This window comes from Bradyrhizobium sp. USDA 4486 (assembly GCF_054057995.1).
Window position 1 is genome coordinate 6978443 of record NZ_JBSRZV010000001.1, and the last position, 13679, is coordinate 6992121.

General features: G+C 64.6%; 11 protein-coding genes. 7 read left to right on the top strand and 4 right to left on the bottom strand.

Features of this window, described 5'->3' with window-relative positions; genetic code table 11:
• Positions 1 to 188: 188 nt before the first annotated feature.
• The gene (locus ACVWY3_RS32920) at positions 189 to 1307 is read right to left on the bottom strand and encodes an IS630 family transposase (protein WP_456838572.1); all 1119 of its coding nucleotides are present in this window, start codon (positions 1305 to 1307) and stop codon (positions 189 to 191) included.
• A gap of 258 nt (positions 1308 to 1565) precedes the next feature.
• On the opposite strand from ACVWY3_RS32920, the gene ACVWY3_RS32925 reads away from it, so the two are divergent.
• The 4 genes from ACVWY3_RS32925 (at position 1566) to ACVWY3_RS32940 (ending at position 6929) form a co-directional block, all read left to right on the top strand.
• Positions 1566 to 2798: a rhodanese-like domain-containing protein gene (locus ACVWY3_RS32925; RefSeq protein ID WP_456842172.1), complete on the top strand. Its 1233-nt coding sequence runs from the start codon at positions 1566 to 1568 to the stop codon at positions 2796 to 2798.
• A gap of 298 nt (positions 2799 to 3096) precedes the next feature.
• Positions 3097 to 4341, top strand: a complete 1245-nt coding sequence (serA, locus tag ACVWY3_RS32930; RefSeq protein WP_456842173.1) for a phosphoglycerate dehydrogenase — start codon at positions 3097 to 3099, stop codon at positions 4339 to 4341.
• A 110-nt stretch (positions 4342 to 4451) separates the two neighbouring features.
• Positions 4452 to 5471 (top strand): patatin-like phospholipase family protein, encoded by a 1020-nt coding sequence (locus tag ACVWY3_RS32935; RefSeq protein WP_456842174.1) that lies wholly within the window; start codon positions 4452 to 4454, stop codon positions 5469 to 5471.
• 3 nt (positions 5472 to 5474) lie between these two features.
• Positions 5475 to 6929 (top strand): GntP family permease, encoded by a 1455-nt coding sequence (locus ACVWY3_RS32940; RefSeq protein WP_456842175.1) that lies wholly within the window; start codon positions 5475 to 5477, stop codon positions 6927 to 6929.
• 10 nt (positions 6930 to 6939) lie between these two features.
• Here the strand turns inward: ACVWY3_RS32940 and ACVWY3_RS32945 are convergent, their stop codons facing one another.
• The 3 genes from ACVWY3_RS32945 to ACVWY3_RS32955 all read right to left on the bottom strand — a co-directional run bounded on the left by ACVWY3_RS32945 (position 6940) and on the right by ACVWY3_RS32955 (position 11599).
• On the bottom strand, positions 6940 to 8661 hold the full coding sequence (locus ACVWY3_RS32945; protein ID WP_456842176.1) for an ATP-dependent Clp protease adaptor ClpS: 1722 nt from the start codon (positions 8659 to 8661) through the stop codon (positions 6940 to 6942).
• Between the two features lie 111 nt (positions 8662 to 8772).
• Positions 8773 to 10395 carry an MDR family MFS transporter gene (locus ACVWY3_RS32950; protein ID WP_456842177.1) on the bottom strand — a complete coding sequence of 541 codons (1623 nt, stop codon included), beginning with the start codon at positions 10393 to 10395 and terminating at the stop codon, positions 8773 to 8775.
• Entirely contained in the window at positions 10337 to 11599 is a 1263-nt protein-coding gene (locus ACVWY3_RS32955; RefSeq protein ID WP_456842178.1) for an HlyD family secretion protein, read from the bottom strand. Before ACVWY3_RS32955 ends, ACVWY3_RS32950 begins: the two co-directional genes overlap by 59 nt.
• A gap of 142 nt (positions 11600 to 11741) precedes the next feature.
• Between ACVWY3_RS32955 and ACVWY3_RS32960 the strand changes: the two genes are divergently transcribed.
• Genes ACVWY3_RS32960 through ACVWY3_RS32970 form a run of 3 tightly spaced genes read left to right on the top strand, consistent with a single transcriptional unit; the run spans position 11742 to position 13646 of the window.
• Positions 11742 to 12353, top strand: a complete 612-nt coding sequence (locus ACVWY3_RS32960) for a TetR/AcrR family transcriptional regulator (RefSeq protein WP_456842179.1) — start codon at positions 11742 to 11744, stop codon at positions 12351 to 12353.
• 48 nt (positions 12354 to 12401) lie between these two features.
• Positions 12402 to 12863, top strand: coding sequence for a MarR family winged helix-turn-helix transcriptional regulator (locus ACVWY3_RS32965; protein ID WP_456842180.1), 462 nt, complete (start codon positions 12402 to 12404; stop codon positions 12861 to 12863).
• Between the two features lie 12 nt (positions 12864 to 12875).
• The gene (locus ACVWY3_RS32970; protein ID WP_456842181.1) at positions 12876 to 13646 is read left to right on the top strand and encodes an enoyl-CoA hydratase; all 771 of its coding nucleotides are present in this window, start codon (positions 12876 to 12878) and stop codon (positions 13644 to 13646) included.
• The last annotated feature ends 33 nt before the right edge of the window (positions 13647 to 13679 follow it).

Here is a 13679-nt window from a genome sequence, read left to right on the forward strand (position 1 = left end):
GCTCGGATATGGTAGCGGCCCGCAAGATGCGACCGAAGAGCATTTGGAGGACGTGCTGTTACTCCAAAAGGCGAACTTGCGTTTCTTGGTTGGCACTCCAATATTGGATGCGTGCTTCATTTCTGGATCGATCGTGATGCACTTGCGCGACTCGACTTTTCCCGGGTCGTCGCCACGTTGGAGTGCGACTAGTGTCCTGAACCAGAAGTTCGCAACATTGGTCCGTTTTGTGCCGGGGCATTGTATCGGCAGAAGCGCTCGATGGAAGCAAGGATGTCGTCAGCGGACTTGGTCCATCGGAATGGTTTCGGATCGGCATTGTGTCGTTCGATGAACGAGGTGATGTCCGCCCTGAGGGCAGCGACACTGCGATAGACGCCGCGCCTGATCTTCTTATCGGTAAGGAGCGCGAAGAAGCGCTCGACCTGATTGAGCCATGACGAACTGGTCGGAGTCAGGTGCACATGCCAACGCGGCCTTTTGGCTAGCCATTTCCGGATCAGCGGCGTCTTGTGCGTTGCATAGTTATCCATGACGAGATGGACGTCGAGTTCGCCCGGTACGGCGGCCTCGATCTCGTCGAGGAACTTGCGGAACTCGGCGGCTCGGTGGCGTCCGTAGCATTTGCCGATGACCCGTCCGGTCGCAATGTCGAGAGCGGCGAACAGCGATGTGGTGCCGTGCCTTTTGTAGTCATGGCTCCTTCGAGCCGGCTGACCGGGACGCATCGGCAGCATCGGCTGACTGCGGTCCAGCGCCTGGATTTGGGACTTTTCGTCTACACACAGAACGATGGCGTGTGCCGGCGGCGAGACGTAAAGGCCGACGACGTCGCGCACCTTGGCGACGAAGTTCGGATCGGTGGAGAGCTTGAATGTCTCTAGCCGGTGCGGCTGGAGCCCGAAGGCCCGCCAGATGCGTTGCACCGTTGACACCGACAGGCCGCTGGCCTTCGCCATGCCCCGAGAACTCCAATGAGTGGCGTTCTCGGGGCAGCTTTCCAGCGTCCGCACGATCACGGCTTCGATGCGGGCATCGTCAATGGTGCGCGGCGCCCCGGAACGCGGCTCGTCGTGCAGCCCGGCCACGCGCTGCTCTACAAAACGCTGCCGCCACTTGCCTACCGTTCCCCGCTCCAGGCCTAGCTTGGCCGCCACCTCCTTGTTCTGACCGCCTTCCGCGCAGGTCAGCACGATCCGGGCTCTCAGAGCCAGCGCCTGCGCCGTCTTCCGCCGCATCGTCAGCGACTGAAGTTCGGCAAGCTCATCATCGCTCAATATCAGGGGCGCAAGCCGCTGGGCCGACATCAGATCCTCCGTCGCTGTTACAGCCGCCATCTCTGGCACAGCGACGCGAATCTACTGCGAATCTACGATTGCGAACTTGTGACTCAGGACACTAGCGTAAAGCCAGCTGGGTAAGCTTGGGTCGGCCCCGAACATAGCTAGTCGTCGATTGGGCGATGACCGACGGTCGCCGTTTCGTTTTCGATTCTGGATAAAGCTAGCCAACACGCTCGCAATCGTTCAAAAGCCCTTGGCTTGTCTTTCGCCAAGGTCCACCCTATGAAGCTTCCGACCGTCGCTCCCGCCGATATCCGCCGCGCGTTGCTGTTGCGCGCGGAAATCGCGCTGCTCGATCTCAGATACGAGGCTGCCTTCGCCACAGGCCATCCGCTGTTTGCCGCCAACATGGCTGTGGACCGGATCGCGGTCGAAGCCGAGGTGCGCTTGCCGCGCAAGGACGTGGCGATCGTGCTCTATGATGACGGCGAGGGGCTGGTTGAGACCGGCGCCGAACGCCTTGCCGCGCTCGGCTACACCAATATCAGCGCGCTCGAGGGTGGGCTGACAGCCTGGCGCGATGCGGGCTATCAAATGTTCGAGGACGTCAATTCCTATTCCAAGGCGTTCGGAGAGCTGGTCGAAGCACGCCGCCACACGCCCTCGCTCAGCGCCGACGAGGTGGCAAAGCTGATCGCCGACAAGGCCAACATCGCCATCCTCGACGTCCGCCGCTTCGACGAATATGCCACCATGAACATCCCGGGCTCGGTCAGCGTGCCCGGCGCGGAGTTGGTGTTGCGGGCAGGGCAGGCCGCACCCGACCCTGAGACCACCATCATCGTCAATTGCGCCGGCCGCACCCGTTCGATCATCGGCACGCAGTCGCTGATCAACGCCGGCGTGCCCAACAAGGTGCGCGCGCTGCGCAACGGCACCATCGGCTGGACGCTGGCGCGGCATGCGCTCAACCATGGCGCCGACAAGCGTGGCGGGGTCGGGCCGTTCGAGGGCGGCCCGGCCAATGCCCGCGATGTCGCCTACCGTGCGGGCGTCCGCCATATCGGCGCGAGCGAGATGGCCGCGCTTATCGCCGACCGCGATCGCACGCTCTATCGCTTCGACGTGCGCGAGGCCGAGGAATACACGGCCGGGCATCTCCTCGGCTTCCGCCATTATCCCGGCGGCCAGTTGGTTCAGGAGACCGATATGGCCGCGCCGGTGCGCGGCGCGCGCATTGTCCTCACCGACGACCAAAGCGTGCGCGCCGACATGACGGCGTCATGGCTGGCGCAGATGGGCTGGGAGGTCTATGTGCTCGAGGGCGGCTATGATGGAGCGCTCGAGAATGGCCCGCCGCGCGTGCTGCCGAAGCTCGACCCGGCGCATCGGTACCGCCGCCCCTATGAAGGCACCAATGTCGCGCAGGCCGCGATGCAGGCCTATCTCGATTGGGAATATGGCCTGGTCGAGCAGCTCAGGCTTGACGGCACGCACGGGTTTTACGTGATTTGACGGACGATCGAGTAGCTCCGTCACCCTGAGGTGGCCGCCTCTTGGCGGCCCTCGAAGGGCGACAGCCCCGGCTGCATCGGGGCCGTTCATCCTTCGAGGCTCCCGATGGGGCGCTACGCGCCCCATCACTCGCGCCTCGGGATGACGGGGCGGCGATTGTGCGTGAGGGGATAGCTGAGCTCGTGGGATGCCAAGCATACCTCCTGCCCGCCATCTTCGCCCCGTATCCAACCCCTATTGTACTTGGCCTCGTCCGCGGTCTAAGAGCTGCGGCAAAGCCGTCACCTATGGAGATCCTATGCCAGCCCCAGGCCAAAGCCCTGAGCGGAGCGCGAAGGCGCTGCTGCTCGAAGGCGTCAATGACAGCGCTGTCGACCTGTTCAAGAGCGCGGGCTTCACCAATGTCGAGCGGCTGACCAAGGCGCTGGAGGGCGAGCACCTGCGGCAGGCGCTCAAGGGCGTGTCGCTGCTCGGCATCCGCTCGCGTACCCAGATCACAGATGAGGTGCTCGCGGCCACGGATGGACTGCTCGCGGTCGGCTGTTTCAGCGTCGGCACCAACCAGGTCGATCTGCTGGCAGCGCGCAAGCGCGGTATTCCCGTGTTCAATGCGCCGTTCTCCAACACCCGCAGCGTCGCCGAGCTCGTGATCGGCGAGATCGTGATGCTGCTGCGGCGGATCTTCCCGCGCTCGGTCTCGGCGCATGAGGGCGGCTGGGACAAGTCGGCGACCGGCAGCCGCGAGGTGCGTGGCCGCACCCTCGGTATCATCGGCTACGGCAATATCGGCTCGCAGCTCTCGACCCTTGCTGAGGCGATGGGCATGCGCGTGATCTATTTCGACCGCACCGACAAGCTCCGCCACGGCAATACCGAACCGGTCGAGAAGCTGGAGGAGCTGCTGGCGCAGAGCGACGTCGTCAGCCTGCACGTGCCGGAGACGCCGGAGACATCAGGCATGATCGGCGAGAAGGAGCTGCGCGCCATGAAGCCGGGCTCGTTCCTGATCAACAACAGCCGCGGCACCGTGGTCGATCTCGACGCGCTCGCTCGCTCCTTGCGCGAGGGCCATCTCGCCGGCGCCGCGATCGACGTGTTTCCGGTCGAGCCGTCGTCGAACGCCGACCGCTTCAAGAGCCCGGTGCAGGGCCTCGAGAACGTCATCCTTACCCCGCATATCGGCGGCTCGACCGAGGAGGCGCAGGAGCGTATCGGCGGCGAGGTCGCGCGCAAGCTGGTCGACTATTTCATCACGGGATCGACCATGGGCGCGGTGAACTTCCCGGAGGTGCAGCTGCACCTGCGTCCCTCGGGCGCGCGCTTCAGCCACGTCCATCGCAACGTGCCGGGCATGCTGCGGCGTCTCAACGAGGTGTTCCTGCAGCGCGACATCAACATCGCCGCGCAATATCTGGAGACGGCAGGAGACCTCGGCTATGTCGTGCTCGACGCCGACCTTGCCGGTCAGGATTCCGGAACCCTGCTTCAGCAGATCCGCAGCCTCGAAGGCACGGTGGGCGCAAGGCTGGTGTTCGAGCATTAAGCGGGCCCACGTTCCGGTTGCGTTTCGCGCCAGCCGCTCCATACACTGTCGTCATCCTCGGCGCGTTATAATTCGTGTCGAATTTGAGCTTCAGTTGCGGCGGTGCTGCGATGGAACGGGATTCCGTACTCGTCGACCTCGCGCTTCAAGGCGGCGGTTCGCACGGCGCCTTCGCCTGGGGCGTGCTCGATCGCCTGCTGGAGGAGAAGTGGCTTAGCATTGCCGCGATCTCCGGAACGTCGGCAGGCGCGATGAATGCGGCGGTGCTGGCGGACGGCTGGACCGCCGGCGGCGCGGACGGCGCACGTGAGGCGCTTGCGCAATATTGGCGCCGGGTGTCGAAAGCCGCGGCCCTCAGTCCGCTCCAGCGCTCGCCGCTCGACCGGCTGATGGGGCGCTGGACGCTCGACACCTCGCCCTTCTACATCTTGACCGATTTGATGTCGCGCGTGCTCTCGCCCTACGATCTCAATTGGACCGGCTACAATCCGCTGCGCGCGGTGCTGGCCGAGAGCATCGATTTCGAGCGGCTGGCGCGCTCGCCGATCATGCTGTTCATCACGGCGACGCGGGTACGAACCGGTCGCGGACGAATCTTCCGCAATGCCGAGATCACGGCCGACGTGCTGCTCGCATCGGCCTGCCTGCCGACCATGTTTCGCGCGATCGAGATCGACGGCGAGCCGTACTGGGACGGCGGCTTTGCCGGCAACCCGACCATCACGCCGCTGGTGCGCGAGAGCGATGCGCACGACACCATCCTGGTCCAGATCAATCCGACGGAACGGCCGGAGGCGCCGCGGACGGCCGCGGAGATCCTCAACCGGCTCAACGAGATCTCCTTCAACTCGCCCCTGATGAAGGAGCTGCGCATGATCGCGCTGCTGCGCCAGGCCGCCGATCCCGGCAGCGGCGAGGGCGCGCGCTGGGCCAAGATGCGGACGCACCGGATCAAGAGCGACATGCTGGCGAAGTTCGGCGCCTCGTCCAAGCTCAATGCGGAGTGGGAGTTCATCTCGATGCTGCGCGCCGAAGGGCGGCTCGCCGCGGAGGCGTTTCTCACCGAGCATGGCGCCGACGTCGGCCGGCGCTCGACCGCCGATCTCGATGTCCTCCTGGCGGAGTGTTGAGGCATGGGTCTTCTCGGCCTGCTCGTCGGGCTCGGCCTGCTGGTGCTGTTCGCGTTTCGCGGCTGGAGCGTGCTCTTGCTCGCGCCGTTCGCCGCGCTGGTGGCTGCGTTGTTTGGCGGCGAGCCGCTGCTGGCAAATCTCACCCAGGTCTTCATGGTGAATGCAGCGGCATTTCTGGCGCAGTTCTTTCCGATCTTCCTGCTCGGCGCCGTGTTCGGCAAGCTGATGGACGACAGCGGAGCGGTGACCTCGGTGGCCGCCACTATGGCCAAGCATCTTGGCGAGCGCCGCGTGGTCCTGGCCGTGGTGCTGGCCGGCGCGGCGGTGACCTATGGCGGCGTCAGCTTGTTCGTCGCCTTCTTCGTCATCGTGCCGATGGCCCGCTCGCTGTTTCGTGCGGCTGAAATTCCGCGGCGGCTGATTCCGGCCGCGATCGTGCTGGGGACGTCGACCTTCACCATGTCGGCTTTGCCCGGCACGCCCTCGATCCAGAATGCGATTCCGATGCCGTTCTTCGGCACGACACCCTTTGCTGCGCCGGGCCTTGGTATCGTCGCCTCTCTGATCATGCTCGGCACGGGGTTGTGGTGGCTGCATCGCGCAGAGGCCAAGGCGCGGCGCACCGGCGAGAGCTATGGTGACGATGTCGAGGATGTGACCGAGCGCGCCGCTGCTGACGAGCTCGTGCGCGAGCGATCGACGACGGCGCGGGAGTTCGATCCGGCGGAGCTGCAACATGGCCATCGCAGTGACAAGGCCCCACCGGTCCTGAATGCGGTCCTGCCGTTGATCGTCGTAGTAGTCGTCAATCTGGTGATGTCGCTCGTGGTGCTGCCTCGGCTCGATGTCAGCTACCTCGCCGAGCAGCGCTTCGGCGGGACGTCGCTTGCCGCGGTTGCGGGCGTATGGTCGGTCACGGTGGCGCTGACTGCGGCCATTGTCACAACCATCGTGCTGAACTGGTCGCGCCTGCCGGCGTTGCGGCAGACCATGGACGCTGGCGCCAACGCGTCGGTGCTACCCGCATTCAGCGTCGCGAGCCTGGTCGGATTCGGCGCGGTCGTCGCCGCGCTGCCGGCGTTCACGACCGTGCGCGACTGGGTGCTGGCGATCGAAGGCGGCCCGCTGGTCTCGCTGGCGGTTGCGACCAACATCCTGGCTGCGCTGACCGGCTCCGCGTCGGGCGGCCTGACCATTGCTCTCGATGCACTCGGGGAGACTTATGTCGATCTCGCTGCACGAACCGGCATCGACCTTGCGCTGATGCATCGCGTCGCGGTGATCGGTTCGGGCACGCTCGATATCCTGCCGCACAATGGTGCGGTGGTGAGCCTGCTCGCGATCTGCGGCCTGACGCATCGCGACAGCTATTTCGACATCGTGATGGTGGGAATCGTGACGTCGCTGCTGGCATTGGTCGTCGTGATCGCCTTGGGCAGCGCGTTTGGATCGTTCTGAGACAGGCAGTTTATCCCGCCGCCATCGCCTGTGCACCTCCCAGCAACCGGGCATTGAGCCGACCGCCGGAGAACAGCATGTCGTCGAGCGCCTCGTCGATATCGGCGGAGATGACGGATTTGCCCCCATCGCGCGCGAGGCTCGCCTGCGCAAGCCGCCGCATCAATTCCTTGATGAATGCGCAACTCGTCCCTTCGCTGCGTCGGGCCGCCTCAGTGACGACTGCATCGGCGAGCGGCAGTCCCTTGCCGTAGAGCCGGACCAGCTTGGTGCGGCCGGTCTCGTCGGGAAGCGGCACTTCGATCGCCTGGTCGATACGTCCCGGGCGGCCTGCGAGAGCGCCTTCGAGTTGCTGAGGCCGATTGGTCGTCAGCACGAACAGGATGTCAGCGTCCTGCTTCAAGCCATCCATCTCATTGAGTAGTCGATTGAGCAGCGGTTCTTCGCAACCGCTCATGTTCTCACGCGCCCGCGCAATCAGATCGACGTCTTCGATCACAACCATGGCCGGTTGCAGGAGGCGAGCGAGATTCATGTAGGCGCCGAGCAGGCCGATTTGCTCCGCCGTGATGATCAGCGTCGTATGTCCGGGCAGGTGGGTCGCGAGATAACGGATGGTGTGAGTCTTGCCCGTGCCGGGTGGGCCGTAGAGCAAGATACCCTTCCGGGTCGATTGGCCGAGGCGGCGCAGAACATCCCGCGTACCCACGAAGTTCAGGACGTTGCGATCAAGTAGCCGTAACGTCTGTTCGGGCAGGATCACTTCATCGCGACTGACGGAAGGAAGCCGGTGCACCGTGATCCCGCGCGAGCGGCCGCGGTAGTCGGAATCGGCATCGAGAGAGAGGATCTTGCCGCGATAGGTGCGCGCAGCCTGCACTGCGTCCTCCAATGCGGCAAAGCACTGTTGGACAAGTTCCGCTCCCGCGGCCCCGGCCGGCACCATGATTTCGATTCGCACGCCAGTCTCACGGCCGTATTCCCGATGAATAGCCAGAAGTATCGCGTAGCGAAGGCCCGACGCAGTGCAAAGCCAGAGACCGTTGTCGAGGCACTTGGCCGGTGTCGGTTCGCCGATATCAACGTCGTTGTACTGAAGTGGTGCGATGGTTACTGCAAAATTATCGTCCTGCATCAGTCGCGACATCGATAGTGTTTCGTAGCGACGATCCTCGGCGAGGCCGAATAACCGAACCGGCGCGGCGAATAGTCGATCGATGGCGGATTGGACATCTGCGCGCATGTGGCCGGGAAACTGGCGGACCGTGGTTACGAGCTGGCTGCGCGGGACGTCGGCAAAATACGAATTCAGGACACTGAACGCGTAGTTAAGCTCTTCTTCGGGGAGTTCCTGGGATGCGGTTGCTGCCGCGCGCACGCAATCGGCGCACAACCATACTGTACGGTCCGTCAACTGCACTTCCGATTGCGCTGTAGGTTGACCGCAAAGGCCGCAGCAAGGCTTCGCCGTTTCCCGCATGATCACGAGAGAATGGCCGGCGATACTGATGCGCCGTCTGGCAGATTCCAGTAGGGCGTCCGCTACGGACGGTGGGTAAGGACCACAGACAGCGGTCGCGTGCTTCTCGATGCTGGCCATGACGGAAGCTGCCTCGCTGTCCGACTTGCCGAAGACACGGTTCAACAGGTCGACAATGAACTCACGCGGAACGTCTTCGTCGTCGTGCAGCACGAGTTGAACCGGCACGATCTCGACCTCGGTCTCGCTCACGAAACGCTCCTTTTTTCACAACCTGCAATTGATTAGAACATATAGGGAACACAAAAGAAGGCGACCGTCGAGCGTGGCGGCCGGGACAAATTGCAATGGATGGACGAGTTGTTAGTGCGCACCCCCGCCACCCGCCGCCTTTACCCGCCGCGTCAGCAGCACCGCGATCGCGGCGAGCACCAGCACCACGCCGATCACCGCAAAAGTGTCGGAATAGCCCATCACCAGCGCCTGGCGCCTGACCGTCTTGCCGAGCGCGATGATGGCCTGCTCGCGCGCGGCATTGGGGTCGGGCACGCCGTGCGCGATGAAGTAATTGGTCATCTGCGCGATGCGCCCGCGGACTTCCTCGCGGCCGAGCGTGACGGAATGGCCGATGATGTTGGAGTGGAACTGCTCGCGCTTGGTGACGATCGTCGCCAGCACCGCGGTGCCGATGGCGCCGCCCAGATTGCGCATCATGTTGGAGATGCCGGAGGCCGCCGGCGCGTCCTGCGGCGCGACGCTGCCGAGGCTGAGCGCAGACAGCGGCGCGAGCGTCAGTGCCTGACCCACGGCGCGCACGACGTTGGGGACGAAGAACTGGTCGCCTGAGTAATCGAGCGACATCATGATGTTCATGAAGGAGCTCGCGGCGAACAGCAGCAGGCCGATGGTCGCGATATAGCGGGCATCGAACCGCTGCATCAGCTTCGGCACCAGCGGAATCAGCAAGAGCTGCGGCAGGCCGGTCCAGGCCAGCACGTTGCCGATCTGCTCGGCATTGTAGCCCTGCACCTGGCCGAGATAGGCCGGCAGCAGATAGACCGAGCCGAACAGCGCAAAACCGAGGAACACTGCGGCGATGGTGCCGACGCCGAAATTCCACTGCGTCAGGAGGCGCAGGCGCAGCAGGGGCTTCTCGACCACCAGCTCGTTGTAGACGAACAGCGACAAACTGACCGCGGAGATGATTGCGAGCCGCACGATGAAGGGCGAGCCGAACCAATCGTCCTTGTTGCCTTCCTCCAGCACGGCCTGGAGCGAGGCGAGGCCCACCGCCATGGTGGCGATGCCGAACCAGTCGCCTTCACGCAGCAGGCCAAGGTTCAGCGGCTGGCGTTCCAGCGTGAAGAAATGCGTCGTCACCATGACCGCGGTGGGCAGCACGTTGACGAAGAAGATGGTCTGCCAGCCGTAATTCTCGGTGAGGTAGCCGCCGATGGTCGGGCCGATGGCCGGGGCAAAGGTCACGGCGAGCGAGAACATGGCAAGGCCGATCGGCTGCTGGCCCTTCGGCAGCCTGGTGAAGACCAGCGTGAAGGCCATCGGGATCAGCACGCCACCGAAGAAGCCTTGCAAGCCGCGCATCGCAATCATTGAGGGCAGATCGTGGGTGAAGGCACAGGCGACCGAGAATGCGGCGAACAACGACGCGAAGGCCAGCATGATGTTGCGAAACGAGAACACCCGCGACAGGTAGTCGGTCAGCGGAATCACGATGATCTCGCCGATCAGATAGGACGTCGAGATCCAGGAGCCGTTGTCGGCGCCGGTGCCGATGCCGCCCTCGATGTTGAGCAGCGAGGCGTTGGTGATCTGGATGTTCAGGATCGCCATGAAGGCGCCGATCATCGCCGCGAATACGGCGATCCAGACCGTGGCGCTGGCGCGATTGGGATCGGCGGCGACGCGGTCAGGCGTCGCGGCCGGAATTGCTTGTGCGGGCGTCGAGATTGAGAGGCTGTTTGACATGGCACGACCCTCGGGAAACGAGCTTTGCTTTCGGTTTTACTTGAGGCGTCGTGGCCGCTTGCGCGGTCGGCGCTGAACGGGTTGCGATCGTCGGGATCACGGACATGCCGGGCCGCAGCGCGATCGCAGGCGCGGTCTCGGCGTCCAGCGCGATCTTCACGGGGATGCGCTGCACGATCTTGGTGAAATTGCCGGTGGCGTTGTCGGGCGGCAGCAGCGCGAATTCCTGGCCGCTGGCCGGCGCGATGGAATCCACGTGACCGTGCACGACCTGCCCGGGGAAGGTGTCGACCTCGATCTCGACGCTCTGTCCGGCGCGCACATGGGTGAGCTGGGTCTCCTTGAAATTGGCGACCACATAGGCGCCGTCAGTCGGCACGATCGACATCAGCTGCGTGCCGACCTGCACATACTGGCCGATGCGCAGCGTGCGGTTGCCGACGACGCCGTCGATCGGCGAGACGATCGTGGTGTAGCCGAGATTGAGCTCGGCCTGTTGCTGGACCGCGGCGGCGCGCGCGACCGCGGCTTTCGCCTGCACGATCTCGGCCTTGAGCAGATCGACCTGCTTCTGTGCGGAGATGAGATTGGCGTTGTCGCGGGCGATCGCGGCGTCCGCGCCGGCATCGCGCGCCTGCGCCTGCTGCGCATTCTGGAGGCTGCCATAGCCGGTCTTGGCGAGGTCGCTGTAGCGCTTGTTCTCCTGCTGCGCGAAGACCTTCGCGGCCGTGTCGACATCGATGGTCGCCTTCGCGGCGGCGATCACGGCTTCCTGAACGTCGAGCTGCGCCTGCTTGCTCGTCACCGTTGCGTTCGCGGCGGCGACATCGGCCTTGGCTTGATCGAGCGCGACACGGAAATCGCGGTCGTCGATCCGGGCCAGCACCTGGCCGGCCTTCACAGGCTCGTTATCGCCGACCAGGACGCGGTCGAGATAGCCGCTGACCTTCGGCGCGATGGTGGTGTTGTCGGCCTTCACATAGGCGTCGTCGGTGGAGACGAGGAAGCGGCCGACGGTCCAGTAATCGTAGCCGTACCAGGTTGCGCCGGCGAGGGCGGCGGCGGCCACCCCTGCCAGCAACAGCTTGCGAAGATTTGGCTTTTGGCGGCGCGCCGGTTCCGGCGGGGCGGGCAGGACGCCCTCCAGCCCAGGGGGCGGGACCACGGTGGCTTCAGTCTTGGACGGGGTGGTGTGCACGTTCATGGCCGGCTCCCTCGAATTAGGAAACTTGACGATTTCCAAAATAGGACTAGGTTGGAGACTGTCAATGGAATGACAGGCATCATCTAAAAACATGGCTCAGGCAAAACCGTCATTAGAATGTCGCCCGCGCGGGCGGCCACCGGTGCGCAGCGATGACGAGACGAAGCGAATCGTCCTCGAGGCCGCGCGGCACGCTTTCGCCGTCGATGGCTACGCAGCCACCAGCACCGAGGAGCTGGCGCGCGGCGCCGGCATCTCCACCAAGACTCTCTATCGGCTGTTTCCGGGTAAGGCGGCCCTGTTCGAGGCGATGTGCGCGGACCGGCTCGAGCGGCTGCTCTCCGACGTCAATCTTCAGGCCAACAATCAGGCCGATGTCGAAACGAGCCTGGCTGCCGTGCTGGTTGCCTGTGCCGATCTCGCGCTCGATCCGGAGGTCGTGGCGCTGCAGCGCATGGTGTTGCAGCAATCGGCGACGTTCCCCGACCTCGCCGCGAATTTCTACAGGGACGGCATCGCCCGTACCGCGGCGGCGCTCGCGGGCTGGCTTCGCGATCAAGTCAAGAAGAAGCGCATCGCGCTCGATAACGTCGATGAAGCCGCGGGGATGATGATCGGCATGATGGTGTCGGCGCCTCAGCGCGCGGCGATCTACGCAGGCGTGACACTGCCCTCGCGCAAGGAGATCGAGAAGCGGGCGAAGGTTTGCGCCGCAATTCTGCTCGACGGCTGTCGCGGGCCGTTGGGCAGCTAGCGGCGGCAGGTTTTGACAATTCGCCGGAATTGCAATTATATGATTCGCATGCGAAATAAATCGCCCGAGGCGCGGCATCACCGGCTGATCTATCTGTTGAACGTCGCGCAGCGCCGCTTGCAGCGCTGGATGGCAGCGCAACCTGGGAGCGACGTGACGCCGGCGCAGGCGGGGCTGCTGTTCATCCTCGGCAAGCAGGACGGCGTGTTGATGGGCGAGGCGGGTGCTGCGCTCGATCTCGGTCCGGCCGGCATATCCGGCCTGGTCGATCGCACGGCGGCCGCCAAGCTGGTGGAGCGGCGGGCCGATGCCGAGGACGGCCGCGCCTTTCGTGTCTGGCTGACGCCGAAGGGGAGGACTGCGCTGATGCAGGCGAAGACCTCCGCGGCGGCGGTCAACGCGGCGCTGACGGAAGGGTTTACAGCTGCCGAGATCGACGTGGTCGCGCGCTGGCTGACAAGCATTCAGGACAAGTTTCCAAGAGACGCGACAAGAGATCCACAGGACTAGCAGGAGAGAGCAATGACCGAGCATGTGCGAGTCGAGAACAACAGCGGAATTCTCACGCTCACTTTGGTGCGGCCCGACAAGAAGAACGCGCTGACCGATGCGATGTACGGCAAGCTCGCCGACAGCATCGAATCCGCCGAGCGCGATGCTTCGGTCCGCGTGATCCTGATCCGCGGCGAGGGCGACATGTTCACTGCCGGCAACGACGTCGGCGAGTTCGCCGCCGTCGCATCGGGCAAGTCGGAAGGCAGCCGCAACGTCGTGCGCTTCATCCAGTCGCTGGCGCGCTGCACGCGGCCGCTGGTTGCGGCGGTGCAGGGACGCGCCGTCGGCGTCGGCACCACGATGCTGCTGCATTGCGACCTCGTGGTGCTCGCGGACAACGCGCAATTGTCGACGCCCTTCGTCAGCCTCGCGCTGGTGCCGGAAGCTGCCTCGAGCCTGTTGATGCCGGCGCGTATCGGCTATGCCCGCGCCTATGAGATGTTCGCGCTCGGCGAGACGGTGCCGGCGAAGTCCGCGCTGGATTGGGGCCTCGCCAACCGCGTGGTGCCGCTCGAGAGGCTCGATGCCGAAGCACTTGCCCTTGCGCAGCGTCTTGCCCGCCAGCCGGCTGGCGCGCTCACCGCGACCAAGAAGCTGATGCGCAATGGCGAGGCGCTGGTGGCGCAGATGCAGGCCGAGGGCGAGCAGTTCGCGCAGCGCCTGCGCACCGCCGAGGCGCGCGAAGCGTTCACGGCATTTGCCGAGCGCCGCCCGCCCGATTTCACGAGGGTTGCCTGATTTCGCTAGCGTAAAGCGTCAGTAGGCCGGAAA

Excerpts from the sequence above, each read along its gene's own strand:
- ACVWY3_RS32965 (WP_456842180.1), top strand. The coding sequence starts at position 12,402 with ATGCGAAATAAATCGCCCGAGGCGCGGCATCACCGGCTGATCTATCTG.
- ACVWY3_RS32925 (WP_456842172.1), top strand. The coding sequence starts at position 1,566 with ATGAAGCTTCCGACCGTCGCTCCCGCCGATATCCGCCGCGCGTTGCTG.
- ACVWY3_RS32955 (WP_456842178.1), bottom strand. The coding sequence starts at position 11,599 with ATGAACGTGCACACCACCCCGTCCAAGACTGAAGCCACCGTGGTCCCG.
- ACVWY3_RS32920 (WP_456838572.1), bottom strand. The coding sequence starts at position 1,307 with ATGTCGGCCCAGCGGCTTGCGCCCCTGATATTGAGCGATGATGAGCTT.
- ACVWY3_RS32940 (WP_456842175.1), top strand. The coding sequence starts at position 5,475 with ATGGGTCTTCTCGGCCTGCTCGTCGGGCTCGGCCTGCTGGTGCTGTTC.
- ACVWY3_RS32970 (WP_456842181.1), top strand. The coding sequence starts at position 12,876 with ATGACCGAGCATGTGCGAGTCGAGAACAACAGCGGAATTCTCACGCTC.
- ACVWY3_RS32950 (WP_456842177.1), bottom strand. The coding sequence starts at position 10,395 with ATGTCAAACAGCCTCTCAATCTCGACGCCCGCACAAGCAATTCCGGCC.
- ACVWY3_RS32935 (WP_456842174.1), top strand. The coding sequence starts at position 4,452 with ATGGAACGGGATTCCGTACTCGTCGACCTCGCGCTTCAAGGCGGCGGT.
- serA (WP_456842173.1), top strand. The coding sequence starts at position 3,097 with ATGCCAGCCCCAGGCCAAAGCCCTGAGCGGAGCGCGAAGGCGCTGCTG.